22 protein-coding genes are annotated in these 24,298 nt (G+C 71.2%); 12 read left to right on the top strand and 10 right to left on the bottom strand.

From position 1 onward, the window contains the following. Positions 1-173: 173 nt before the first annotated feature. Positions 174-2,765, bottom strand: a complete 2,592-nt coding sequence (clpB, locus tag FB453_RS19355; RefSeq protein ID WP_145792093.1) for an ATP-dependent chaperone ClpB — start codon at positions 2,763-2,765, stop codon at positions 174-176. Between the two features lie 85 nt (positions 2,766-2,850). Then, positions 2,851-3,495 (bottom strand): helix-turn-helix domain-containing protein, encoded by a 645-nt coding sequence (locus FB453_RS19350; RefSeq protein ID WP_145792091.1) that lies wholly within the window; start codon positions 3,493-3,495, stop codon positions 2,851-2,853. Positions 3,496-3,580: 85 nt separating this feature from the next. Between FB453_RS19350 and FB453_RS19345 the strand changes: the two genes are divergently transcribed. After that, the gene (locus tag FB453_RS19345) at positions 3,581-4,717 is read left to right on the top strand and encodes an epoxide hydrolase (protein ID WP_145792089.1); all 1,137 of its coding nucleotides are present in this window, start codon (positions 3,581-3,583) and stop codon (positions 4,715-4,717) included. Between the two features lie 158 nt (positions 4,718-4,875). On the opposite strand, the gene FB453_RS19340 is transcribed toward FB453_RS19345, so the two are convergent. After that, positions 4,876-5,139: a hypothetical protein gene (locus FB453_RS19340; RefSeq protein ID WP_145792087.1), complete on the bottom strand. Its 264-nt coding sequence runs from the start codon at positions 5,137-5,139 to the stop codon at positions 4,876-4,878. Between the two features lie 249 nt (positions 5,140-5,388). On the opposite strand from FB453_RS19340, the gene FB453_RS19335 reads away from it, so the two are divergent. From FB453_RS19335 to FB453_RS19320, 4 genes are all read left to right on the top strand, one after another. Beyond that, entirely contained in the window at positions 5,389-5,607 is a 219-nt protein-coding gene (locus tag FB453_RS19335) for a winged helix-turn-helix domain-containing protein (protein ID WP_145792085.1), read from the top strand. A gap of 161 nt (positions 5,608-5,768) precedes the next feature. Then, positions 5,769-6,269, top strand: a complete 501-nt coding sequence (locus FB453_RS19330) for a cation:proton antiporter regulatory subunit (protein ID WP_145792083.1) — start codon at positions 5,769-5,771, stop codon at positions 6,267-6,269. A 5-nt stretch (positions 6,270-6,274) separates the two neighbouring features. After that, positions 6,275-7,489, top strand: coding sequence for a cation:proton antiporter (locus FB453_RS19325; protein WP_145792081.1), 1,215 nt, complete (start codon positions 6,275-6,277; stop codon positions 7,487-7,489). Positions 7,490-7,699: 210 nt separating this feature from the next. Further along, on the top strand, positions 7,700-8,131 hold the full coding sequence (locus FB453_RS19320; RefSeq protein WP_112677468.1) for a hypothetical protein: 432 nt from the start codon (positions 7,700-7,702) through the stop codon (positions 8,129-8,131). A 247-nt stretch (positions 8,132-8,378) separates the two neighbouring features. Here the strand turns inward: FB453_RS19320 and FB453_RS19315 are convergent, their stop codons facing one another. The 5 genes from FB453_RS19315 to dnaK form a co-directional block, all read right to left on the bottom strand. Continuing rightward, positions 8,379-8,573, bottom strand: coding sequence for a hypothetical protein (locus FB453_RS19315; protein ID WP_145792079.1), 195 nt, complete (start codon positions 8,571-8,573; stop codon positions 8,379-8,381). 136 nt (positions 8,574-8,709) lie between these two features. Continuing rightward, positions 8,710-9,150 carry a heat shock protein transcriptional repressor HspR gene (locus tag FB453_RS19310; RefSeq protein ID WP_030332087.1) on the bottom strand — a complete coding sequence of 147 codons (441 nt, stop codon included), beginning with the start codon at positions 9,148-9,150 and terminating at the stop codon, positions 8,710-8,712. A 30-nt stretch (positions 9,151-9,180) separates the two neighbouring features. After that, positions 9,181-10,365 (bottom strand): molecular chaperone DnaJ, encoded by a 1,185-nt coding sequence (gene dnaJ / locus FB453_RS19305; protein WP_145792077.1) that lies wholly within the window; start codon positions 10,363-10,365, stop codon positions 9,181-9,183. Between the two features lie 85 nt (positions 10,366-10,450). After that, positions 10,451-11,206, bottom strand: coding sequence for a nucleotide exchange factor GrpE (gene grpE, locus FB453_RS19300; protein WP_145792075.1), 756 nt, complete (start codon positions 11,204-11,206; stop codon positions 10,451-10,453). A gap of 48 nt (positions 11,207-11,254) precedes the next feature. Further along, positions 11,255-13,132, bottom strand: coding sequence for a molecular chaperone DnaK (gene dnaK, locus FB453_RS19295; protein WP_145792072.1), 1,878 nt, complete (start codon positions 13,130-13,132; stop codon positions 11,255-11,257). 220 nt (positions 13,133-13,352) lie between these two features. On the opposite strand from dnaK, the gene FB453_RS19290 reads away from it, so the two are divergent. Genes FB453_RS19290 through FB453_RS19280 form a run of 3 tightly spaced genes read left to right on the top strand, consistent with a single transcriptional unit; the run spans position 13,353 to position 18,136 of the window. Then, the gene (locus FB453_RS19290) at positions 13,353-15,173 is read left to right on the top strand and encodes an ABC transporter (protein WP_145792070.1); all 1,821 of its coding nucleotides are present in this window, start codon (positions 13,353-13,355) and stop codon (positions 15,171-15,173) included. Next, positions 15,170-16,855: a GTPase gene (locus FB453_RS19285; protein ID WP_145792068.1), complete on the top strand. Its 1,686-nt coding sequence runs from the start codon at positions 15,170-15,172 to the stop codon at positions 16,853-16,855. Before FB453_RS19290 ends, FB453_RS19285 begins: the two co-directional genes overlap by 4 nt. 57 nt (positions 16,856-16,912) lie before the next feature. Further along, complete coding sequence (locus FB453_RS19280; RefSeq protein ID WP_145792066.1) at positions 16,913-18,136, top strand: hypothetical protein; 1,224 nt, start codon at positions 16,913-16,915, stop codon at positions 18,134-18,136. A 70-nt stretch (positions 18,137-18,206) separates the two neighbouring features. On the opposite strand, the gene FB453_RS19275 is transcribed toward FB453_RS19280, so the two are convergent. Further along, positions 18,207-18,830 (bottom strand): phosphatase PAP2 family protein, encoded by a 624-nt coding sequence (locus FB453_RS19275; protein ID WP_145792064.1) that lies wholly within the window; start codon positions 18,828-18,830, stop codon positions 18,207-18,209. Between the two features lie 65 nt (positions 18,831-18,895). Further along, entirely contained in the window at positions 18,896-19,789 is an 894-nt protein-coding gene (locus FB453_RS19270; protein ID WP_145792062.1) for a hypothetical protein, read from the bottom strand. A 524-nt stretch (positions 19,790-20,313) separates the two neighbouring features. On the opposite strand from FB453_RS19270, the gene pdhA reads away from it, so the two are divergent. From pdhA to FB453_RS34275, 4 genes are all read left to right on the top strand, one after another. Beyond that, the gene (gene pdhA / locus FB453_RS19265; protein WP_091396226.1) at positions 20,314-21,489 is read left to right on the top strand and encodes a pyruvate dehydrogenase (acetyl-transferring) E1 component subunit alpha; all 1,176 of its coding nucleotides are present in this window, start codon (positions 20,314-20,316) and stop codon (positions 21,487-21,489) included. Then, a complete protein-coding gene (locus FB453_RS19260) occupies positions 21,489-22,478 on the top strand; it encodes an alpha-ketoacid dehydrogenase subunit beta (protein WP_145792060.1) in 990 nt (329 codons plus the stop codon). The genes pdhA and FB453_RS19260 overlap by 1 nt, the downstream gene beginning before the upstream one ends. Before the next feature lie 5 nt (positions 22,479-22,483). Continuing rightward, positions 22,484-23,941, top strand: coding sequence for a dihydrolipoamide acetyltransferase family protein (locus FB453_RS19255; protein WP_145792165.1), 1,458 nt, complete (start codon positions 22,484-22,486; stop codon positions 23,939-23,941). A gap of 217 nt (positions 23,942-24,158) precedes the next feature. Continuing rightward, positions 24,159-24,296: a hypothetical protein gene (locus FB453_RS34275; protein WP_165435866.1), complete on the top strand. Its 138-nt coding sequence runs from the start codon at positions 24,159-24,161 to the stop codon at positions 24,294-24,296. Positions 24,297-24,298 lie beyond the last annotated feature (2 nt).

The following is a 24,298-nucleotide window of genomic DNA, read 5'->3' as shown; positions in this document are numbered from 1 at the left end:
ACCACCTCCCCAAGTGCGTCGGCCGGAACGGTAACAACCCCGCGCACCTGGAGAAACACATCATTGTCTGGTGATACGGCAGCTACGGAGCGTCCCGGCGGGGCGCCGGTGGGGGCGCAGAACGGGTCGGGCCGACCCCGCCTGCGAGGCGGGATCGGCCCGGGTGCGACGGATCAGGCGGCGGTTACGGAGAGGGTGTTGGTATCGGTGGCGCGGTCCACCTTCACCGTTTCGCCGTCGCGGATCTGGCCGGACAGGAGGGCCTTCGCCAGTTGGTCTCCGATTGCGGTCTGGACCAGGCGACGGAGCGGTCGCGCACCGTAGATCGGGTCGTAGCCGTGCTCGGCCAGCCACTGACCGGCGGACTCGGTGACGTCCAGTGCCAATCGGCGGTCCGCAAGACGGTTTCGCATCCGGTTCAACTGAATGTCGACGATGGAGCGCAGGTCGTCCCCGCGCAGCGAGGCGAAGACCACGATGTCGTCCAGCCGGTTGAGGAACTCCGGCTTGAAGTGCGACCGGACCACGGCCAGCACGCCCTCCCGGCGCTGCTCATCGGCGAGCGTCAGGTCGCTGATGACCGACGACCCGAGGTTGGACGTGAGGATCAGGATCGCGTTGCGGAAGTCCACAGTGCGGCCCTGACCGTCGGTGAGCCGGCCGTCGTCGAGCACCTGGAGCAGCACGTCGAAGACGTCCGGGTGGGCCTTCTCCACCTCGTCCAGCAGCACCACCGAGTACGGCCGTCGGCGCACCGCCTCGGTGAGCTGACCACCCTCGTTGTAACCGACGTAGCCGGGCGGGGCACCGACCAGGCGAGCGACCGAGTGCTTCTCGCCGTACTCGCTCATGTCGATGCGGACCATGGCTCGCTCGTCGTCGAAGAGGAACTCGGCGAGCGCCTTGGCCAGCTCGGTCTTGCCGACACCGGTGGGGCCTAGGAAGAGGAAGCTGCCGGTCGGGCGGTCCGGGTCGGCGATACCGGCCCGGGCACGGCGTACCGCGTCGGAGACCGCGCCGACCGCCTCGGTCTGGCCGACGACCCGGCCGCCCAGCGACTCCTCCATCCGCAGCAGCTTGGCCGTCTCACCCTCCAGCAGGCGGCCGGCGGGGATGCCGGTCCAGGAGGCGACCACCGCGGCGATGTCGTCCGCGCCGACCTCCTCCTTGAGCATCGCGCCGTCGGCCTGGAGCTGGGCCAGCTCCTCCTCGGCCTGCTTCAGCTCGACCTTCAGAGCGGGGATCCGGCCGTAGCGCAGCTCGGCGGCGCGTTCCAGCTCGCCGTCGCGCTCGGCCCGCTCGGCCTCACCGCCGAGGCGTTCCAACTCCTCCTTGGCGGTGGAGAGCTTGGTGATGTGGCTCTTCTCCGTCTGCCAGCGCTCGGAGAGCACTGTGAGTTGCTCGCGCTTGTCGGCCAACTCCTTGCGGAGCCGCTCCAACCGCTCGGCCGAGGCGGCGTCCGGCTCCTTGGCCAGGGCCATCTCCTCAATCTCCAACCGGCGGACCGCCCGCTCGATCTCGTCCACCTCGACCGGACGCGAGTCGATCTCCATTCGGAGCCGGGACGCGGACTCGTCGACCAGGTCAATCGCCTTGTCCGGCAGGAACCGGTCGGTGATGTAACGGTCGGACAGCGTCGCGGCGGCCACCAGCGCGGCGTCGGTGATCCGTACGCCGTGGTGCACCTCGTAGCGCTCCTTGAGCCCGCGCAGAATGCCGATGGTGTCCTCGATGGTCGGCTCACCGACGAGCACCGGCTGGAAACGGCGCTCCAGCGCCGGGTCCTTCTCGATGTGCTCGCGGTACTCGTCCAGCGTGGTGGCGCCCACCATCCGCAGCTCACCACGGGCCAGCATCGGCTTGAGCATGTTGCCGGCGTCCATCGAGCCCTCGCCCTTGCCGGCGCCGACGACGGTGTGCAGCTCGTCGAGGAAGGTGATGACCTGCCCGTTGGAGTTCTTGATCTCCTCCAGGACGGACTTCAGCCGCTCCTCGAACTGGCCGCGGTACTGGGCGCCGGCGACCATCGCGCCGAGGTCCAGCGAGATCAGCTTCTTGTCCCGCAGGGACTCGGGCACGTCGCCGGTGACGATCCGCTGGGCCAGGCCCTCGACGATCGCGGTCTTGCCGACGCCGGGCTCACCGATCAGCACCGGGTTGTTCTTGGTACGCCGGGAGAGCACCTGGATGACCCGACGGATCTCGGAGTCCCGGCCGATGACCGGGTCGATCTTGCCGTCCCGGGCGCTGGCGGTGAGGTCGACGCCGTACTTGGTCAGGGCCTGGTAGGTCTGCTCGGGGTCGGCTGTGGTGACCCGACGGTCCCCACCGCGGACGGTCGGGAAGGCGGCGACCAGGGCCTCCTCGGTGGCACCGGCGGTCTTCAGCGCGCCGGACACCGCTCCGCCCACCCGGGCCAGGCCGGCGAGCAGGTGCTCGGTGGAGGTGTATTCGTCGCCCAGCGGCCGGGCGATCTGCTCGGCGGCGCCGATGGCGTTGACGAACTCCCGAGCCAACGTCGGCTCGGCGATGCTGGAGCCGCGGGCGGCCGGCAGGTTGTCGACCGCGCGCTGGGCGGCCTGGCGCAGCTCGGTCGGGTCGGCCCCGACGGCGCGCAGCAGGCCGGTGGCGGTCGAGCCGTCGGTGTCCAGGAGTGACAGGAGCAGGTGCCAGGGCTCCACTGTGGCGTGACCACGCTGGTTGGCCAGCGCGACAGCGCCCGTGATGGTTTCGCGGCTCTTGGTGGTGAGTCTTTCGGTGTTCATGGGCTCCCCCGGATCGGCGTTGTCCATTGGGTTGGACACAACCAGAGTTGAGCGTATTCCGCTCAACCTTAGCGCGTGACGCCCATCACTCCCGACGCCGCCACCGCCAGTCGAACTCGCCGGCCGCCGGGGGCGGGCCGGGCAGCGGGTCCGCGCCCGGCACCGACGACAGGCCGGCCAGCAGGACCGCGAGCTGCCGGCGGCGCAGTTGGCGGGTCCGCTCCGGATCGGGTACGCGGACCGCGGCGCACGCCTCCAACAACAACCCCAGATCGTGTACGACAGCGTCGGGGCGCAGCCGCCCGCTGGCGTGGGCCCGGTCGACCAGGGCGGTGGCCAATTCGCCGGCGCGCATCGCGTCCCGGCCCATCTCCTCGGTCGGGGTGAAGGTGCCGGCCAGATGGACGGTGAGCGAGTGCACGTCGGCGTCGACCACCCGGGTCAGGAAGCCGGTGAACGCGGCCCAGTCGTCCTGCTCGTCGAGGGCGGTCTCGGCCTCCGCGACGTAGCGGCGCAGCCCGTCGTGACAGAGCTGACGCAGCAGGTCCTCCTTGCCCGCGTAGCGCCGATAAAGGGCGCTGATGCCGACGCCCGCGCGCTCCGCGACGGCGGCGATCGGGGCCTTCGGATCGTCGAGGAAGACGGCGCGGGCGGCTTCGAGGATGACCTCGTCGTTGCGGGCGGCCTGGGCGCGTCGACCGCCCAGCGTCTTGCCGGAAGTCGTTGACATGCCCCCAGCCTAACAGTGGAACGGATCGTTCCGCTCTGCTATGGTGATCGCAGAACGAAACATTCCGTTCCGAAGGAGTTCCAGCATGAGCGACATCGCGATCCGCCCGTTCCGCGCCGAGATCCCGCAGACCGCCCTCGACGACCTGGCCGCCCGGCTGGACCGCACCCTCTGGCCCGCCGACCTGCCCGGCGCCGGCGACTCGTACGGGATGAGCAACGACCGGGTGCGCGACCTCGTCGACCGGTGGCGAGGCGGGTTCGGCTGGCGTGCCGTCGAGGCCCGCCTGAACGCTCACCCGCAGTTCGTCACCGAGATCGACGGCGAGCAGATGCACTTCCTGCACGTCCGGTCGTCCCGGCCGGACGCCACGGCGCTGGTGCTCACCCACGGCTGGCCCGGTTCGGTGCTGGAGTACCTCGACGTGATCACCCCGCTCACCGAGCCGACCGACCCGGACGCGCCGGCCTTCCACGTGGTCGTTCCGTCACTGCCGGGCTTCGGCTTCTCCGGCCCGACCCGCAGCGCCGGCTGGAACCGGTACCGCATCGCCCGCGCCTGGGCCGAGCTGATGGACCGACTGGGGTACGACAGCTACGGCGCGGTCGGCAACGACGCCGGCTCGATGATCGCGCCGGAGCTGGGCCGGGTCGATCCGGAGCGGATGCTCGGCGTACACGTCACCCAGCTCTTCTCGTTTCCCTCCGGCGACCCGGCCGAGTTCGCCGGGCTCTCCGAGGCCGACCAGGCCGCGCTCGGGCACCTCCAGTGGTTCTACGAGAACAAGTTCTCCTTCAACCAGGTGCACAGTCAGCAGCCGCAGACCCTGGCGTTCGCGCTGGCCGACTCGCCGGTGGGGCTGCTCGCCTGGAACGCCCAGCTCTTCGACGAGAGCCTGGACGCCGACTTCATCCTGGCCAACGTGGCGCTCTACTGGTTCACCGGCACGGCCGCCTCGGCGATCCGGCTCTACTGGGAGGACGCACACGCGGGCGAGCCGCCGACCGAGCCGACCACCGCCCCGACCGCGCTGGCCATGTTCCCCGGCGACTTCCAGTCCATCCGCCGCTTCGCCGATCGGGACCACGCGAACATCGTCCGGTGGACGGCGTACGAGACCGACGTCGACGGCCGGGGCGACGTCGGCGGCCACTACGCGGCCCACCAGGCCACCGAGGTGCTGGTCGCCGACATCCGCGAATTCTTCGCCAGCCTCCGCTGACCTCGGCGTTCCCGGTGCGATCGATCGGTGCCCGCTCCGCTTGACCGGAGCGGGCACCGACCGCTTGATCCACTCGACTTTCAGGAAGTCGGGGTATCCGGGCCGCCATGACCCCGCGACTTCGTGAAAACCGAGTCGATCACGGTCTTGTACGGCTCCTAAGGGCCGATTCGCCGGGGCAGCCGGGCGGTGCACGGGGTTTCGTGGTCGGCGCGGAGCAAACAGCGATGGCCACCGTCCAGCCGCCGGTCGCAGAAGACCCAGTGCCGTACCCCCTGGTTGTCCTCGGTCGAGACGGTGATCCCGCCGAGGTCGATCCGGGCCAGGAAGGCCAGCGATCGACCGGCGGTCCGCCCCAGCATCTTCGCGCGTGCCAGGTTGGGCGCGGATATCGGCAGGTGGATGACGAACCGCCCGGTCATCGCCGCCACCCTCGGTCCACCATCAGCGGTACCCCTCTCCTCGGCGGTGCAGTTCGTTGCGCGCGGAAGAACGGGGCCGGGACGAACCACGGGAAGCTCGTCCCGGCCCGTTGAGCGCCCCAGTGCCATCCGGAAGCGTTCGCCTCGAACCTACAATCGGTAGCGGTTGTAGGTCAACGATCGGCCTCCGATTGCTTGAGGTTGGAGGCGGTCGCGTGATCGAATGGGCGTGCCATCCGGGGAGTGTGTATGCCCAAGCAGCAGTACCAGGTCCTCGCAGACGAACTGCGGGGAAAGATTGAATCAGGCGAGTGGCCGCCCGGCACGAAACTGCCGAGCCGGTCGCAGCTCTGCAACGAGTACGGCGTGTCGGACACCGTGGTCGGCAAGGCCATGATGATTCTCCGCGCGACCGGGCTGACCGAGACGCTGGAAGGTGTCGGCGTGTTCGTAGCAGAGAAGTCGTAAAGATCCACTCGACTTTCAGGAAGTCGGGGTGTCCCGCTCCGCCGGATACCCGGCTTCAATGACCCGAGTGGATCATGGCCATTGAGCTGCGCCGGCGTCGGTCCGAGGAGGGCTGTCCCGCCAAGATCTGCGCTCTGTTCACAAAGCGGTAGCCTTGGAGGGTGCGAGTACGTGTCGAGCAGACCGCCTTACCCGGGATCGGGGTACGTCACGATCTGGTGACGGAGTCCGGACGTCGCCTGGGCGTCGTTTCCCACCGCAACGGCCGCCGTGATCTCGTTCTCTACGATCCCGACGACCCCGACGCCTGCCAGTCGGACATTCCGCTGACCGACGACGAGGCCGAGGCTCTGGCGGACATCCTCGGCGCGTCGCTGATGCTCGGCCAACTCTCCGGGCTCCGCGAGCAGGCCGCCGGTCTGCTCACCGAGCAGATCGCCATCACGGCCGGTTCCCCGTACGTCAACCGGAAGCTCGGGGACACCAAGGCGCGTACCCGCACCAGCGCCTCCATCGTGGCTGTACTGCGTGAAGGCGAAGTGATCGTCTCGCCACTCCCCTCCTTCCGCTTCACGGCCGGCGATGTGGTGGTCGTTGTCGGGACCCGTAGAGGTCTCGACGGCGTTTCCGCCATCCTCGCCGACAGTGACCCGGACGGCTGAGGCGGATGCACGATTCCACCACTCTGCTCGTCGAAGTCGGCGCGCTGCTGTTACTGCTTGGCGTCCTCGGTCGGCTGAGCCGCCGGGTAGGCCTGTCACCCATCCCCCTCTACCTGCTCGCCGGGCTGGCCTTCGGGCACGGTGGGCTACTTCCGCTCGCCGCCAGCGAGGAGTTCTTCGCGGTGGGCGCCGAGATCGGCGTCATCCTGCTGCTGGTGATGCTCGGCCTGGAGTACTCGGCCAACGAACTGGTTGGCAACCTCCGTTCGGCGGCCCCGGCCGGGCTGATCGACGGCGTGTTCAACGCGCTGCCCGGCGCGGCCTTCGCCCTGCTGCTCGGCTGGGACTGGATCGCCGCCCTGGTGCTCGGCGGCATCACCTGGGTCTCCTCCTCCGGCGTGATCGCCAAGGTCCTAGCCGACCTGGGACGACTCGGTAACCGGGAAACCCCGGTGATCCTGTCGGTCCTCGTGATCGAGGACCTGGCGATGGCGCTCTACCTGCCGCTGGTCACTGCCGTCCTGGCCGGCACCGGCCTGCTCGGTGGCGGCATCGCACTCGCCGTCGCGGTGGGCACGGTGCTGCTCGTGCTGGTCGTCGCCATCCGGTACGGCCACCTCATCTCCTCCGCCCTGTCGGCGAAGGACCCGGAGGCGCTGCTGCTCGGCGTACTCGGCCTGACCCTGCTGATCGCCGGGCTCGCGGCGAAGCTCCAGGTCTCGGCGGCGGTCGGCGCGTTCCTGGTCGGCATCGCGCTCTCCGGCCCGGTGGCGCACCACGCGACCGAGCTGCTCTCGCCGCTGCGGGACCTGTTCGCGGCGGTGTTCTTCGTCTTCTTCGGCCTGGTCACCGACCCACGGGACATCCCGCCGGTGCTGCTGCCGGCGCTCGCATTGGCCGTGGTCACCATGGCGACGAAGACGCTCACCGGCTACCTCGCCGCCCGCCGGGTCGGCATCGCGGAACCCGGTCGATGGCGGGCCGGCCTGGCACTCGTACCCCGAGGTGAGTTCTCCATCGTCATCGCCGGTCTCGCGGTGGCTGCCGGGAGCGTCGAGCCGCGGTTGGCAGCGCTGGCCGCGACGTACGTCCTGATCACCGTGGTGACCGGGCCGATCCTGGCTCGACTGCCCGACTTCCCGTGGTTCAAGCGGTGGCTGCGCAACCGCGCGGCGGCCCAACGGCGGGAGCCGATCCCAGTCGTCGACTCACTGCAGTGAGCTTCACCTGAACGCCGCAGTCTGACGTGGACTGTCACAGGAGCATCATCGGCCGTGCTGTCGATGCAATGGACCCGCCCGTGCCAACGGTTGCGGAATTGCTCCTCACGGGTACTACCGCAGCACCCGACGGCGGGTTACCGTTTCGCCGCAGCAGCCAGGGTCCGCAGGCAGCGTTGCCAAACGCGGGCGAGAGCGGAAGGTTGGCCGGTGAGCGTGCAGGAGTCGACGTTCCACGGCTTCGCCAACCCCGTCGATCCGACTCCGGCGGAGTTGCGAGCTTGGGCGTACAAGCCCGATTCGGTGCCGTTGGCCTCGATGCCACCCGACTGGGACCTGCTGGTCTCCGGCGACCGGCTGGTGTTGACACTCTTCGAGTTAGCGATGGATCCAACCTGCCCGGCCCGACGTTTCGCGCTGCACTGCCTCTACATCTACGCGGCCGACGGCATCCGGACGAACTTCCGCGCCCACCCCAAGCGCCGCTTCCGCAAGCTCGTCGAACAGGCCGAGCGTGACGGCGACGAGCTGATGAAGGTCTGGGCACACAACGGCCGGGTGCTGTTGGCCCGACCGGACCTCTTCGTCTACCGGGACTGGTGCGAGGGCGGCCTGGTCCGCGAGAACCGCCGCCTCGGCTGAGACGGCTCCCTCGTCAGCGGCTGTGGGATGGCTGTGCTGTTTGCAGCCCTTTGAAGCTGATGTCGCAAACGATTCAGCTCGAAAGGACCTGCGAGTCGGCCTGACGCCCAGGAGTCGGCGTCACCGGTCCTCGGTCGGAAACGGCGAACGAACTGGGACCCCCGATTACGGCCGCGGGCCGGGACCCCCGATCACGGCGAACGGGCCGGGACCCCCCGTGGGTCCCGGCCCGCACGTCGGTCACCGGTCAGTCCTGCTTGCGTTCCGTCTCGGCTCGGCCCCGTTCGCCGGCATGGTCGCCGTCTTCGGCGAACCGGCCCGCGATGACCCGGTCCCGGTAGGTCCCGTCGGTCACCTTGTCGAACTTCTTGCGGACGGTCTCGGCCAGGTTCTCCAACCGGTCCTCGGTCTGCTGGGCCACCTTCTTCGCCGGTTCCGCCATCGCTCCCCCTCGCCATGCCGGTAGGTCCGGATTAAGCCGATTGGACCCTTATCGACAGGCTAACCGAAGCGGCCCGGACCGCGCCGGGAATCCAGCGCGGTCCGGGCCGAGAAGACAGATCCGGGTGAGCGACAGGTCAGCGATCGGGCGTCCGGCGGGGACGCCACACCACCAGGGCGGTGGACGTGCGGTTGGTCGGCACCAGATCCCGGCCCGGGAAGCGAGCCAGCGACTCCAGCTCCGCCACCCGGCGGTACGCGGCGTCCAGCTCCGCCTCCAGCCGGGCCACCCGCTGCTGCGCCTGCTCCAGCAGCCGCTCCAGCCCGATGATCCGCTTGACGCCGGCCAGGTTGATCCCGTCGTCCTGGCTGAGCCGCTGCACCTCGCGCAGCAGCACCACGTCCCGGACGCTGTAACGACGCCCGCCACCAGCGGCCCGGCCGGGCTGCACCAGCCCCAGTCGGTCGTACTGGCGCAGGGTCTGCGGGTGCATCCCCGCCATCCGTGCCGCTACCGAGATCATCAGCACCTTGGCCTCGTAGGCAGGGTCGCCCGAACCGAGGAACTCGCCCGACATCCCGCTCACCTCCGCGTCCATTCCACCGGACTAACTGACTCGACGCACCCGTGCGTCGAGATGTTCCCGGGCCGCCGGCGGGGTCTGCTCGGCGAACGACTCCAGCGCCGTGCGCGCCTCGTCCGACAATCGGGCCGGCACCACCACGTCCAGCGTGACCAGCAGGTCACCAGCCTGCCCGTCGCGGCGGACCACACCCTTGCCCCGGGCCCGCAGCACCCGCCCGCTCGGCGTCCCCGGCGGCACCCGCAGGGTCACCGCGCCGTCGAGCGTGGGCACCCGCAGGTCCGTGCCGAGCACGGCCTCCGCGAAGGTGACCGGCACGGTCAGCGTCAGGTCGTCTCCGGTACGCCCGAACAGCTCGTCCGGCCGAACCTTGACGTGCACGAAGAGGTCGCCGGCTGGGCCACCGCGCTCGCCCGGCTCGCCACGCCCGGCCAGCCGGATGCGTTGACCGTCGGCCACACCGGCTGGGAAGCGCACATTCATGGTGCGGGTCTTGGTGACACCGCCGCTGCCGTGGCACTCCGGGCACTTCTCCTCGACCACGGTGCCGACGCCCTGGCAGTTGCGGCACGGCTCGGAGAAGCTGAACGACCCCTGGTTGCGGGTCGTGACGCCGGCACCATGACAGACCGGGCAGGTACGCGGCTGGGTGCCGGGCTTGGCCCCGTTGCCGTGGCAGGTGTCACAGACTCCCGGCGCGCGCAGCGTCAGGGGCAGCGTCACTCCACGCACCGCGTCGCCGAAGTCCAGCGCCACCTCGGTCTCCACGTCCCGACCACGGGCCGGACCGTGTGGTGCGGCCTGCCCACCGGCCTGACCGCCACTGAAGATCGAGCTGAAGAGGTCCTGGAAGCCGGCGCCGCCGAAGCGACGATCGCCGCCTCCGCCTCCGCCGCCGAACATGTCGGAGACGTCGAACGGCATGCCGCCGGGCTGACCCCCACCCCGGGCGTTGCGCCGGAACGCGCCCGAGCCGAACAGCGAACGCATCTCGTCGTACTCGCGACGGCGGCCGCTGTCCGACAGCACGTTGTACGCCTCGGACGCGGCCTTGAACCGCTCCTCGGCCTTCGGGTCGCCCGGGTTGTGGTCCGGGTGCGACTCCCGGGCCACCTTGCGGTACACCTTCTTGATGTCATCCGCGGAGGCGGCCTTGTCCACGCCGAGCACGGCGTAGAAGTCCTTCTCGATCCAGTCCTTCGAACTCACCGGTCCACCTCCTTCCGACCCTGGTGGCCCGGCCGTCCCGCCCACCGCTGAGCGGTGGGCGGGACGGCCCGGTCACTGTCTGGCACTATTCCGGATCCGCGACCGCGACCAGCGCGGGGCGCAGCAGCCGCTCACCGAGCTGGTAGCCGCGTCGCATGACCTGTACGCAGGTCGGCTCGCTGACGTCGGCCGAGGTCTGGTGCGCGACCGCCTCGTGCCGGGTCGGGTCGAACGGGTCGCCCTGCTCGCCGAAGGCGTTCAGGCCGAACTTGCCCAGCGCGGTGGTGAGTTGTTCCGCCACCGTGCCGAACGGCCCGACCAGGTCGCCGTGTTCCCGGGCCCGGTCCAGGTCGTCCAGGATCGGCAGCAGCGCGGCCAGCACCGAGCCGGTCGCCTGCTCCTGTACGAGGCTGCGGTCGCGGTCGACCCGCTTGCGGTAGTTGGCGTACTCGGCCGACACCCGCTGCAGATCCCGGGTCCGCTCGTCGAGCTCGGCCCGCAGCGCCTCCAGCTCGGCGCCGAGCGAGGTGCCCGTGCCGCCGCCGTCCACCGGCTGCGCCGGGGCGTCCACCACCGGCGGACCGGACGGCTCCGGCCCGTCGGTGGAGTTGACCTCGACCTCGATCTCGTCGACCACGACCTCGGCGTCCTCGACCAGACCCTCGGCCGGCACACCGGTCTCCGCGTCGGCGGCGGTCCCCTCCGGCTCGGCGGTGTCGACGAGCTTGCGGTTGTTGCGGATGACGACCCGCTCCCCGTCGCCGGTCGGCTCCGTGGTCGCGGAGCCACCCGGCGTCGACCCGGTGTCGCCCGGGTCGGCGGCTCGTGGCTTCTGCGTCATGCGGCTACCTCATCCCCTTCGCGGTGGAAACGTGTCGGAGGCCGACGGTCACTTCTTGCCGTCCTCGTCCACGATTTCCGCGTCGACCACGTCGTCGGCGCCGCCGGCCTGCGCGCCGGTCGCACCGGTCGCACCGGTCGCGCCGGTCGCACCCGGGCCGGGCTCGCCACCCGGCTGCTGACCCTGCTCGGCCTGCTGCGAGTAGAGCAGCGAACCGGCCTGCTGGGAGACCTGAGCCAGCTTCTCGTGCGCCGACTTGATCTTCTCGATGTCCTGACCGCCGAGGGCGCCACGCAGCTCGCCGAGCGCCTCGTTGAGCTGCTCACGGTTCTCACCGGGCAGCTTGTCGCCGCTCTCGGCGAGGAACTTCTCGGTCTGCCACTGGAGCGCCTCGGCCACGTTGCGGGTCTCGGCGTCGTCGCGGCGGCGCTTGTCCTCCTCCGCGTGCTCCTCGGCGTCCCGGCGCATCCGCTCGATGTCGTCCTTCGGCAGCGAGGAGCCACCGGTGATCGTCATCTTCTGTTCCTTGCCGGTGCCCAGGTCCTTGGCGTGCACGTTGACGATGCCGTTGGCGTCGATGTCGAAGGCGACCTCGATCTGCGGCACGCCGCGCGGCGCCGGCGGGAGGCCGGTCAGCTCGAAGGTGCCGAGCTTCTTGTTGTACGCCGCGATCTCCCGCTCACCCTGGAACACCTGGATCAGCACCGACGGCTGGTTGTCATCCGCCGTGGTGAAGACCTCGGAACGCTTGGTCGGGATGGTGGTGTTGCGCTCGATCAGCTTGGTGAAGATGCCGCCCTTGGTCTCGATGCCCAGGCTCAGCGGGGTCACGTCGAGCAGCAGGACGTCCTTGACCTCACCCTTGAGCACACCGGCCTGGAGGGCGGCACCGACGGCGACCACCTCGTCCGGGTTGACGCCCTTGTTGGGGTCGCGACCGGTGAGCTGCTTGACCAGGTCCGTCACGGCGGGCATCCGGGTCGAACCGCCGACCAGGATGACGTGCTCGACGTCGGAGATCTTGATCCCGGCGTCCTTCACGGCCTGCTCGAACGGGCCCTTGCAACGGTCCAGCAGGTCCTGCGTCATCCGCTGGAACTCGGCGCGGCTGAGCGTCACGTCGAGGTGCAGGGGGCCGGCCGCGCCGGCGGTGATGTACGGCAGGTTGATGTTGGTGGTGGTGGCGGCGGACAGCTCGATCTTGGCCTTCTCGGCTGCCTCGCGGAGCCGCTGGAGGGCCATCTTGTCCTGAGCCAGGTCGATGCCGTGCTCACCGCGGAACGTCTTGACCAGGTGGTCGATGATCCGCTGGTCCCAGTCGTCGCCACCGAGCTGGTTGTCACCGCTGGTCGACTTGACCTCGACGACGCCCTCGGCCAGCTCCAGCAGCGACACGTCGAAGGTGCCGCCGCCGAGGTCGAAGACCAGGACGGTCTGCTCCTTGGAGCCCTTGTCCAGCCCGTACGCCAGGGCGGCCGCGGTCGGCTCGTTGACGATCCGCAGCACGTTGAAGCCGGCGATCTCACCGGCCTCCTTGGTGGCCTGGCGCTGGCTGTCGTTGAAATAGGCCGGAACGGTGATCACCGCGTCGGTGATCTGCTCACCCAGGTACGCCTCGGCGTCCCGCTTGAGCTTCATCAGCGTCCGGGCCGAGATCTCCTGCGGGGTGTACTTCTTGCCGTCGATGTCGACGGACCAGTTCGTGCCGACCTCGCGCTTGACCGACCGGATCGTCCGGTCCGGGTTGGTCACCGCTTGGCGCTTGGCGACCTCACCGACGAGCACCTCGCCGTTGCGGGCGAACGCGACGATCGAAGGAGTCGTCCGCGACCCCTCAGCGTTGGCGATGACGGTGGGCTCACCGCCCTCGAGAACGCTGACGCAGGAGTTCGTCGTGCCGAGGTCGATACCGACCGCACGTGCCATCTTCGCTTCCTCGCTTCGTAAGGTTGTGCAGGTGACGGGCATCGCCCGTGGGCTGCTGGCGAGCACCGCCCGCAGCGGGCCCCACCACAAGTTGAGTGAACTTGACTCAATAGTGCCACGCGTTGGCCAATCGTCAAGTTGACTTGAGTCAACCCGACGCAACCCAGCCGTTATTACCGTCCGGTTGTCTTCCCTTGCATCGGTCGGGCACGCTTTAGCGGTGACGACGCACGGCGATCCCGCCACCCGTTCCGGTGCGCCCGCCGTCGCAGCCCGCACCGACCCGCCGGACGCCGCGGAGGAGCCGCCCGCCACCACCGGGGACGACAGCCTCCCCGGCGCACTGTCGGGCCTCCGGGAGGCGATCGGCGCGACCCGGTATCCCCTCGCGCTGCCCTCCGCCAACTCTGCCCGGCACAGCGCCACAGCACTCACCGACCAACTCGACGACTACCTGCTGCCCCGGCTCGCCCGGTTGGACGCCCCACTGCTCGTGGTGGTCGGCGGCTCCACCGGCGCGGGTAAGTCGACCCTGGTCAACAGCCTGGTCAAGGCCCGGGTCAGCGCCGCCGGTGTGCTCCGGCCGACCACCCGCTCACCGGTGCTGGTCTGCAACCCGTCCGACGCGGCGTGGTTTCGGCAGGGTGACCTCCTGCCCGGTCTGACCCGCACCACCGAGCCGAGCGACGATCCGCGCGCCCTGCACCTCGTCACCGCCCCGGCCCTGCCCGCCGGGCTGGCCTTCCTCGACGCGCCCGACATCGACTCGGTCGTCGACGCCAACCGGGCGCTCGCCACCCAGCTGCTGGCCGCGGCCGATCTGTGGCTCTTCGTCACCACCGCCGCCCGGTACGCCGACGCGGTGCCCTGGGAGCTGCTGCGCAGTGCCCGGACGCGCGGCGCGGTGATCGCCATGGTGCTGGACCGGGTGCCCGCCGAGGCCACCGACGAGATCGCCGCGCATCTGACCGGAATGCTCGCCGAGCAGGACCTCGGGCGTGCGCCGCTGTTCGTGTTGCCCGAGACCTGGGTCGACGGTCAGGGGCTGCTGCCCGAGGGAGTCACCGCCCCACTGGCCGACTGGTTCGCCCGGTTGGCCGCCGACGTGGACGCGCGGGCGGCGGTGGTCCGCCAGACCCTCGACGGGGCGCTGGCGGCACTCCACCCCGCCGTGGAGGATCTGGCCGACGCCGCCGACGAGCAGCTCGCCGCCGCCGACGGGCTGGACGAACGGGTCCGGGCCGCGTACCGGGGTGCCGAGCGCACCGTCGAGCAAGGGCTCCAGGACGGCCGGCTGCTCCGGGGTGAGGTGCTCGCCCGCTGGCAGGAGTTCGTCGGCACCGGCGAGCTGTTCCGCACGCTGGAGGCACGGATCGGCCGCCTCCGGGACCGGGTCGTGGCCGCCGTCACCGGTCGGCCGGCGCCCGCCGCCGAGCTGCGCAACGCCATCGAGTCTCAACTGGTGACGCTGCTGCGCGGGGTGGCCTCGGAGGCCGCCGAGTCCGCGTACACCGGGTGGAAGGCACACCCGGCCGGCGCCGGGCTGCTCGACCCGGCGCTCGCCCACCCGAGCGACGACCTGCCCGAACGCGCCGAGCGCATGGTCCGCGACTGGCAGCGCGGAGTGCTGGAACTGGTCCGGGTCGAGGGCGGTGACAAGCGGTTCGTGGCCCGCACCGCCGCGTACGCTGTGAACGCCACCGGGCTGGCCGTGATGATCGCCGTCTTCGCCTCCACCGCGTTCATCCCGACCGGGCTGGAGCTGGCCACCGGGGCCGGTACCACTGTCGCCGCGCAGGCCGTCCTCCAGGCGATCTTCGGCGACCAGGCGGTGCGCACCCTTGCCGCCAAGGCCCGCGCCGACCTGCTGGACCGGGTGCGGACGCTGCTCGACGCGGAGGCCGACCGCTTCCTGAGCCGCACCGCCGACGCCCGCCCCGCCGAGGACGCCGGCGACGGGCTGCGCCGGGCCGCCGGCCGGGTCGAGCTGGCCCGGCACCGCAGCGGCCTGTCCGCCGCCGACGAGGAGGGTTCCCGGTGAGCAACATCGCCGGCCGGGTACGCGAGGTGTTCCGCGGGGACCAGCGGGTCGACGCCGACGCGCTGATCGCCCGCCTGGACGCGGTACGCCGGTTCCTGACCGCCGTGGACGGTCTGCTGCCGGACGCCGACCTGGTGCCCGCGCACACAGTGGTCGAACGGGCCGGCACCCGGCTAGCGCTGTCCCGGGACCACACAGTGGTCGCCCTGGCCGGTGCCACGGGCAGCGGCAAGTCCAGCCTCTTCAACGCGTTGGCCCAACTGGAACTCTCGCCGGTCGGGGTCCGCCGGCCGACCACCGGCGTCACCCACGCCTGCGTGTGGGGGCCGCTGGAGGGCGCCAACCATCTGCTCGACTGGATCGGCGTACTGCCCCGACACCGCTTCGTCCGGGAGAGCGCCCTGGACGCGGACGACGAGACGGCCCTGCACGGGCTGATCCTGCTCGACCTGCCCGACTTCGACTCGGTGCAGCGATCGCACCGGCTCGAGGTGGACCGACTCCTGGGCCTGGTCGACCAGGTGGTCTGGGTGGTCGACCCGCAGAAGTACGCCGACCGGGTCATCCACGACAGCTACCTGCGCGAGTTCCACCGGCACCGCGAGGTCACAGTGGTCGTGCTCAACCAGGCCGACCGGCTGCCCCCGGCCGAGGTGCCCCGAGTCCTGGACGACCTGCGTCGGCTGCTCGACACCGACGGGCTGACCGGGGTGCCCCTGCTGGCCACCACCGCCATCGATCCGGCCGGGATGGTCGGGCTGCGCAACGCGCTGGAGCGCACGGTCGCCGAGCGGCAGGCCGCGTTGCGTCGGCTCGCGGGTGACGTCGACACGGTCGTCGCCGGCCTGGACGAGCTGGTCGGTTCGGCCCGGCCGTCGGGCGGGCCGGACGACACCGCCGTCAACGGGCTGAACCGGGCGCTGGCCGGGGCGGCCGGGGTGCCGGCGGTGACCGAGGCCGTGGAGCGGGCGTACCGGCACCGGGCCGGCGCGGCCACCGGCTGGCCCGTGGTGCGGGGCTGGCGGCGGTTGCGGCCCGACCCGCTGCGTCGGCTGCACCTGCCCGGCCCGACCGGCGACCAGGCCGACCCGGCGGAGAGCCTGGTGGCGGCCACCTCGGTACCGGACCCGACGGCCGCCCAGCGCTCGGCGCTCGGTCTCGCCATCCGCGCGGTGGCCGACCGGGCCGCCGCCGACCTGCCCGCCGCCTGGCCCGGGGCGGTGACCTCCGCCGCCCGGTCCCGCCTCGGCGACCTACCGGACGCCCTGGATCGCACGATCGCCGGCACCGACCTCGGCCTCGACCGTCGCCCGCTGTGGTGGCGGGTCGTCGGCGGTGTGCAGTGGTTGGTCACCCTCGCCGCCGTGATCGGGCTGGGCTGGCTGGTGCTCGGCTACGCGCTGCGGGCGCTCGGCCTGCCCGCGCTGGACAACCCGATGGTCGGCCAGGTGCCGCTGCCGACCGTGCTGCTGCTCGGCGGACTGCTGGCCGGGCTGCTGGTGGCGGCGTTGACCCGGCCGGTGGTGCGCTGGGCCGCCCGGCGCGCCCGGGCCCGGGCCGACCAGCGGCTGACGGCGCGGGTCGCCCAGGTGGGCGACGAGTACGTGCTGACACCGGTACGGATCGTGCTCGGCTCGTACGCGCAGGCACGCGACGCGCTGCGGGACGCCGCACGCCGCTGACGCTCCGCGCGGCTCGCTACCGCTCTGCGTACGCCTCAGGCGGCGTAGGGTCGGAGCATGGCCACGCCTCAGACCCCCTACGACGCGGTGCTGCACGCCGCACGCGACGTGACCAAGCTGGAGTCCGCTCTCGACGCCGAGATGCTCGGCAGCGCCCTGCTGGGCAGTGTCTACGCGATCGCGGAGACCGACCGCGACGCCGCCGTACGGGAGTTCGTCACCGGCTTCCTCGCCGCCACCGCCCGCCGCAGGGTCGCAGCGGCGACCACCATCCGGCAGGTCTTCGCCACGCTCGTCCCGACTGCCGAGGGCACCGATCGGGTGCGCCCGGGCAACCAGGCGCCCACCTGGACGGCCCAGCTCGGCCGGGTGCACCTCACCGGCACCTGGGCGTACGGAGACGTGTACGGCGACCAGACCTCCTACCTCGCGACCTTCGCCTACGACGACGAGTCGGGCGGCTCGGAGCACGCGCTGGTGGCCCTGGTGGACCACAACATCGGGATCACCAAGGACATCTTCGTGGGCGGGCCGGCCGAACGGATCCTGGACCAGGTCCGGCAGATGTGCGCCGACGACGAGCTGACCTGGTTCCGTACCGAAGATCCAGCCCGGTTCCGGGGCGAGGTGGCTCGCCATCTGGCGGTCACCGACGACCTGGGCGAGTTGCCCGGCGAGGGGTCACTCGCCACCGACCGAGCGTTGGTCGGGGCCCGGTTGGCGATGCTGCCCACCGCGGCCGCCCCGACCGGTCCGGCGGAGGTCGAGCCGCTCTCCGCGGCCGAGCGCACCGACCTGGTCCGGCGGTTCCTCGCCGCTCCGGAGGCTGCCCGCTTCGGGCTGGACGCCGTCGACGGCCCGGAGTTGGCCTCCCTGCACTTCTGCCTGAGCCTGCTGCTGGACCACTCGGCGAGCTTCCCGGATGCCGATCCGATGCGCTGGAGTCCCGCGGTGTCCGGGCTCTTCCTGCTCGACTGGGTGCACCGCCGGGCTGTGCTGGACATGGACGACGCGGCGATGCTCCCCCGGGTGCTGCGGGCCTGGGCGCGGTACGCGTCGCGCCAGCGCGGGCTGCCCGAGGCGGCGGCGACGCGCACCGACGAGGCGATCGAGGAGATGGTGCCGGAGTTCGCCCGCCTCTACTCGACCGGTGAGCGGCGCAGCGCGGCCACCGCCGCGGTGGCGCAGCTGATGGCCGACGGGGTTGACCCGGACGACCCGGCCGCACTGGACGCGTGGATCGAGGCGAACCGCCACCGCCTCGCCGACGACGGCGCCTGACGGCGTCCGAGGGTGGGCGGCTACGCGCCGCCCACCCGGGGCGGGTCAGCACAGCGGACCCTGGATGGGGCTAGCGCAGCAGGCCGAAGATCACCGCGGCGATCACGGCGCCGAGCGCACCTCCGGTCAGCACCTGCGCCACCGTGTGGTCCCGCAGCCGTACCCGGGACCAGCCGACCACCGCCAGCAGCGGTACGGCGACGACCAGCCGCGTCCCGAAGGTCAGCATCAGGATGACCAGCGTGCCGGCGGCCACCGCCGAGTGGATCGACATTTTCCACCAGTGGCTGACCGACACGGCGACGACGAGGCCGACGAGGCCGGACACCGCCAGTGCCAGCACCGGGCGGGGCGCGCCGAGCACGGCGAGCAGGGCGAGCCCCGCCGCAACCGAACCGAGGCCGACCAGCAGCGGCGCCCGGCGCTGCTCCCGGCGGCCGACGTGGTGGTCGGTGAGCCGGCCACGGCGGACCCCGCCGACGATGTAGGCGAACGGAATGCCGGTGACGAAGAGAGTGGCGAGCAGACCCCAGACGAGGCCCTGACCGGGGCGGCTGGCGCTGTGCCAGCTCACCGTGATGATCAGCAGCGACACGAGCACCGCCGGGGCGGTCACCTCGGTGACCAGCCGGGCGATCCGCAACCCCGGGCCGGGCCTGGTGGTGACCGGGCGGGGTTCCGCACCGCCGCCCACGCCACCCCCTCCGGTACGCGCCTACCGCCGGACGCCGCCGTCGCCGGACGGGCCGCGCCTGATCGTCACCGTACCGTCGGCGACACCACCGGGTACGTCGGTCCGGCCAGTGGCACCGGGCTGACGCGGGGCTTCGAGGCGACGGCCGACGGCGACGGGATCGCCGGATTGGGTCGGCGGGTCGGTATCGCGGGCGGCGTGGGTGTGGGGGCCGGGACGGACCGGGTGCTGGTCGGCACGGCGGTCGCGGTCGCGTCGTCGGTCGGCGTGGGTGTCGGCCCCAGCGTCGGGTCCAGTGTGGGCGTCGGGTCCACCGTCAGGGTCGGGGTCGGATCGGGATCGGCCGAGTCGGTCGGGTCCGGGTCGGTGGGGTCCGGGTCCGGCGAGTCGGTCGGGTCGGGGTCCGGCGGATCGGTCGGGTCGGGGTCGGTCGGGTCCGGGTCCGGCGGATCGGTCGGGTCGGGGCCGGTCGACGGCGGCGGAACGACGGGCGGGGGCACCGGCGGTGAGGTGCTCCGCGTGGGTCTCGGTGCCACCGGCGGGGCTGTCGTCCACCGGGCGGGCCCGGGATCGGCAGCGGCGGGCCCTTCCCGTTGACGCGACGGGGCGGCCGGCAGCCAGCCGCTGGTCGGGCCGACGCTGGGTGTGCCGAGCGGGGGAAGCGGCGGTTGGCTGGTCATCGGCATTGGGATCACCACCGGCCCGACGGACGGGGTCGGCATGAACGGAGTGCTGCTGTCCGGTAGGGCGGTGCTGCCCGGGGTGGCCGAGCCCGCGCTGATCGCGGCGAGGATGGGCATCGACGCCGTTCCGGCCAGCAGCGCGACGGTGAGCAGGTAACCGCGGGAGGGGCCACCGGCGCCGGCGGCCCGGTGGACACCGACCATCCGGCGATAGCCGCCAGCCGACCGGTGCCGACCAAGCGCTGGTGTGCCGGGACCGTCACCTGGCTCGTACACCGCACACTCCTAGTCGTCGGCCGTCGGAGGACATGAATGGACGCCGCCGGGGGCAAAAACCCGACAAATAACCCGATAGGCGCGATCCTGCGGGAATCAGCCTCGCGCAGTCACAGTGGGTCAGCCAACCTCCACCGCGTGTCGACACGCGGTGCTGCCCGAACGGTGACGAATCGTGCCGCAACGCATGGGAAACGCGGGCCGGCATGATGGCGACAAACGGCGTCAAAGCATGGGCGGTCGGATTGCGGAGGCAGGCGTACTGTGGGCGCGCTCACCTGCTCTGCGAATATGGAGCACGACGGCAACGCAGCCGTGACCTCCGCGCACCCTCGCGGCAGGCGCGGTTGAGCGCCGGCGCTCCCGATCCGGGTTCGGCCAGAACCCGGATCACGCCGTGCGGCAACCCCCACCGGGGCTAGGCGCGGCCGCCAGGAACCGGTCCGGCAGCAGCCGGGCAGGCGCACGAGTTGCGCGGCCGGGTGACCCCCCGGTGCCGACGCAGACACGACAGGGAGAGACCGATGGCAAAGGGCGACCCCGGGGGCACCACCCGCAGCAGGCGGGCTGCATCCCGCTCCAGGAAGGGCGCGGCCGGCGACCCCGCGCTGGTGCAGCTACTCACCCCCGAAGGCGAGCGGATCGACAGCGCCACCGGGCCGGACGGCACCGAGTACCGCGTCGACTTCACCGACGAGGAATACCGCGGTCTCTACCGCGACCTGGTGCTGGTCCGGAAGCTGGACGCAGAGGCGACCGCTCTCCAGCGTCAGGGCGAGCTGGGCCTCTGGGCCAGCCTGCTGGGCCAGGAGGCCGCCCAGGTCGGCTCCGGGCGGGCGCTGCGTACCCAGGACATGGCCTTCCCGACCTACCGTGAGCACGGCGTCCTCTACTGCCGGGGCATCGACCCGATCATGCCGCTCGGCCTGTTCCGCGGCGTCGACCAGGGCGGCTGGGACCCGAACGAGTTCAAGTTCAACATGTACACCATCGTCATCGGCGCGCAGACCCTGCACGCGACCGGCTACGCGATGGGAATCACCATCGACGGCAAGACCGGCACCGACGACGGCGAGGCGGCGATCGCCTACTTCGGCGACGGCGCCACCAGCCAGGGCGACGTGAACGAGGCGTTCGTCTGGGCCAGCGTGTTCAACGCGCCGCTGGTCTTCTTCTGCCAGAACAACCAGTACGCGATCTCCGAGCCGCTGGAGCGCCAGACCCGTGTCCCGCTCTACCAGCGGGCCGCCGGCTTCGGCTTCCCCGGCGTACGGGTGGACGGCAACGACGTGCTCGCCACGTACGCGGTCACCCGCACCGCACTGGACAACGCCCGCCTCGGGCAGGGCCCGAGCCTGATCGAGGCGTACACCTACCGGATGGGCGCGCACACCACCTCCGACGACCCGACCCGCTACCGCATCGCCAGCGAGGTCGAGGCGTGGCAGGCCAAGGACCCGATCGCCCGGGTCAAGGCCTTCCTGGAAAAGCAGCAGATCGCCGACGCGGACTTCTTCGCCGAGGTCGACGAGCAGGCCCGCCGCGAGTCGGTACACCTGCGCGAGCGGGTGCTCGAGATGCCGAACCCGGAGCCGGTGACGATGTTCGACCACGTCTACCCCAATGGGTCACCGCTGCTCGACGAGCAGCGCGCGAAGTTCAGCCGCTACATGGAGTCGTTCGAGGGGAGCGCCCACTGATGGCCACGGAGACGCTCACCATCGGCAAGGCCCTCAACACCGGTCTGCGCCGCGCCCTGGAGAACGACCCCAAGGTCGTCATCATGGGCGAGGACGTCGGCAAGCTCGGCGGCGTCTTCCGGATCACCGACGGTCTCCAGAAGGACTTCGGCGACCAACGGGTGATCGACACCCCGTTGGCCGAGTCCGGCATCATCGGCACCGCGGTCGGTCTGGCCATCCGCGGCTACCGACCGGTCTGCGAGATCCAGTTCGACGGCTTCGTCTACCCCGCGTACGACCAGATCGTGTCGCAGGTGGCAAAGATGCACTACCGCTCGGGCGGCAGGCTCAGCATCCCCATGGTGATCCGGATCCCGTTCGGCGGCGGCATCGGCGCGGTCGAGCACCACTCCGAGTCGCCGGAGGCGTACTTCGCGCACACCGCCGGCCTGAAGGTGGTGACCTGCTCCAACCCGCAGGACGCGTACGTGATGATCCAGCAGGCCATCGCCTCGGACGACCCGATCGTCTTCCTGGAGCCCAAGCGGCGCTACTGGGAAAAGGGCCAGGTCGACCTGGACGCACCGCTGTCCGACGCGTACCCCCTGCACTCGGCCCGGGTCGTGCGGCCCGGCACCGACGTCACCGTGCTGGCCTACGGCCCGATGGTGCGGACCTGTCTGGATGCGGCGACCGCCGCCGCCGAGGACGGCCGGGAGCTGGAGGTCATCGACCTGCGCTCGCTCTCGCCGCTGGACCTGACCGCGGCGTACGAGTCGGTGAAGCGCACCGGCCGTGTGGTCGTGGTGCACGAGGCGCCGTCCAACATCGGCCTCGGCGCCGAGTTGGCCGCCCGGATCACCGAGGAGTGCTTCTACTCCCTGGAGTCGCCCGTGCTGCGGGTGACCGGCTTCGACACCCCCTACCCGGCCGCCCGGGTGGAGGAGGAGTACCTGCCCGACCTCGACCGGGTGCTCGACGCTGTCGACCGCACCTACGGCTGGTGAGCGACATGTCCCGGATCAAGACGTTCAACCTGCCCGACCTGGGCGAGGGGCTGACCGAGGGCGAGATCCTGGCCTGGCTGGTCAAGGTCGGCGACACCATCGAGCTGAACCAGCCGATCGTCGAGGTGGAGACGGCGAAGGCGGCAGTGGAGATCCCGGCGAAGTGGGCCGGGCAGGTGCAGGCGATCCACCACCCGGAGGGCACCACGGTCGAGGTCGGCACGCCGATCATCGCGATCGACACCGACCCGGGTGCCGGGCCGCTGGAGGCGCCGTCGACCACGGCCACGCCCAGCGGTGACCTGCCCACCCCGTCCGCGGCCTCGCTGGCGGCGGTGGAGGTGGCACCGGCCGAGGGCATGATCGAGCCCGGCCTGATCGGCGGTGCGGCCCCTGGCGGGCGGACGGCGGTGCTGGTCGGCTACGGCCCGCGTACCACCGCCGCGAAGCGCCGCCCCCGCAAGGGCGCAGTCCCGGCACAGGCCGTGGCGGCTCCCGCACCGACCGCGCCGACTCCACCACCGGTGGTCACGCCGGTGGCGGCGCCGGCTCAGAACGGGCGGGCCGCGACGGCCACTGGCGGCGTGCTGGCCAAGCCGCCGGTGCGCAAGCTCGCCAAGGATCTCGGGGTCGACCTTGGCACGTTGACCGGGTCGGGGCCGCTTGGCTCGATCACCCGGGAGGACGTGCAGCAGGCGGCGAGCGGTGCGAGCGTGGTGGTTGCCGAGCCGATCGCGGCGACGACCGCGCCCAGCTTCGGCGCGGACCGGGAGCAGCGCATCCCGGTCAAGGGCGTCCGCAAGCTGACCGCCGAGAACATGTCCCGCTCGGCGTTCACCGCCCCGCACGTGACGGAGTTCCTGAGCGTCGACGTGACCCGGGCGATGAAGGCCTTGGACCGGCTGCGCGGCCGACGGGAGTGGCGCGACGTACGGGTCTCGCCGCTGCTGCTGGTGGCGAAGGCGGTGCTGCTGGCGGTACAACGGCACCCGATGGTCAACTCGACCTGGGCGGGCGACGAGATCGTGGTCAAGGAGTACGTCAACCTCGGCATCGCGGCGGCCACCGAGCGCGGTCTGATCGTGCCCAACGTCAAGGACGCCGGCCGACTCTCGCTGCGGGAGTTGGCGGACGCGCTGACCGACCTGGTGCAGACGGCGAAGTCCGGCCGCACCTCGCCGGCGGCCATGTCCGGCGGCACCCTGACCATCACCAACGTCGGCGTGTTCGGGGTGGACACCGGCACACCGATCCTGCCGCCGGGTGAGTCCGCGATCCTGGCCTTCGGCGCGGTGCGGGAGATGCCCTGGGTGCACAAGGGCAAGGTCAAGGTTCGCCAGGTCACCACGCTGGGGCTGAGCTTCGACCACCGGATCATCGACGGTGAGCTGGGCTCGAAGTTCCTGCGGGACGTCGGCGACTTTCTCACGGATCCGGAGGCGGCGCTGCTCGCCTGGACCTGATCGTTTCGACGCCAGCCACGGCCGGTGTGCCACGGGTTAACGCCCGGCACACCGGCCGTGTCCGTTGGGCAACGAAACCATCGGCCAGATGGCCTGTTGACCTTTGATTGTTAGGCAGGTGTCTCAGCTCACCTAATAATCGATGGAAGTTCGCCGGCTTTTGCTGTTGAATAGAGGCATCAGGGGCTGACAACCGAATAGCTAGGGGGACCCACCAATGAGCATGATCGAGCGAATCCGCAACCACCGCGACGCGACCCGCCGCGCCCGTGCCATCGAGCACGCGCTGCGCTCGGCGAACTCGCCGGCGGTTCGCGAGGAGATCCTCGTCATCGCCCAGCGTCACATGAGCTGACG

Source organism: Micromonospora sp. CNZ322 (assembly GCF_007827755.1).
The sequence above is the reverse complement of the archived record's forward strand: the minus strand, read 5'-3'. Positions and strand labels throughout refer to the sequence as shown.

Excerpts from the sequence above, each read along its gene's own strand:
- FB453_RS19255 (WP_145792165.1), top strand. The coding sequence starts at position 22,484 with ATGTCCCGGATCAAGACGTTCAACCTGCCCGACCTGGGCGAGGGGCTG.
- FB453_RS34275 (WP_165435866.1), top strand. The coding sequence starts at position 24,159 with ATGAGCATGATCGAGCGAATCCGCAACCACCGCGACGCGACCCGCCGC.
- dnaK (WP_145792072.1), bottom strand. The coding sequence starts at position 13,132 with ATGGCACGTGCGGTCGGTATCGACCTCGGCACGACGAACTCCTGCGTC.
- FB453_RS19350 (WP_145792091.1), bottom strand. The coding sequence starts at position 3,495 with ATGTCAACGACTTCCGGCAAGACGCTGGGCGGTCGACGCGCCCAGGCC.
- FB453_RS19335 (WP_145792085.1), top strand. The coding sequence starts at position 5,389 with ATGCCCAAGCAGCAGTACCAGGTCCTCGCAGACGAACTGCGGGGAAAG.
- FB453_RS19260 (WP_145792060.1), top strand. The coding sequence starts at position 21,489 with ATGGCCACGGAGACGCTCACCATCGGCAAGGCCCTCAACACCGGTCTG.
- FB453_RS19340 (WP_145792087.1), bottom strand. The coding sequence starts at position 5,139 with ATGACCGGGCGGTTCGTCATCCACCTGCCGATATCCGCGCCCAACCTG.
- FB453_RS19310 (WP_030332087.1), bottom strand. The coding sequence starts at position 9,150 with ATGTCGGGCGAGTTCCTCGGTTCGGGCGACCCTGCCTACGAGGCCAAG.
- FB453_RS19280 (WP_145792066.1), top strand. The coding sequence starts at position 16,913 with ATGGCCACGCCTCAGACCCCCTACGACGCGGTGCTGCACGCCGCACGC.
- FB453_RS19345 (WP_145792089.1), top strand. The coding sequence starts at position 3,581 with ATGAGCGACATCGCGATCCGCCCGTTCCGCGCCGAGATCCCGCAGACC.
- FB453_RS19325 (WP_145792081.1), top strand. The coding sequence starts at position 6,275 with ATGCACGATTCCACCACTCTGCTCGTCGAAGTCGGCGCGCTGCTGTTA.
- pdhA (WP_091396226.1), top strand. The coding sequence starts at position 20,314 with ATGGCAAAGGGCGACCCCGGGGGCACCACCCGCAGCAGGCGGGCTGCA.
- grpE (WP_145792075.1), bottom strand. The coding sequence starts at position 11,206 with ATGACGCAGAAGCCACGAGCCGCCGACCCGGGCGACACCGGGTCGACG.
- clpB (WP_145792093.1), bottom strand. The coding sequence starts at position 2,765 with ATGAACACCGAAAGACTCACCACCAAGAGCCGCGAAACCATCACGGGC.
- FB453_RS19315 (WP_145792079.1), bottom strand. The coding sequence starts at position 8,573 with ATGGCGGAACCGGCGAAGAAGGTGGCCCAGCAGACCGAGGACCGGTTG.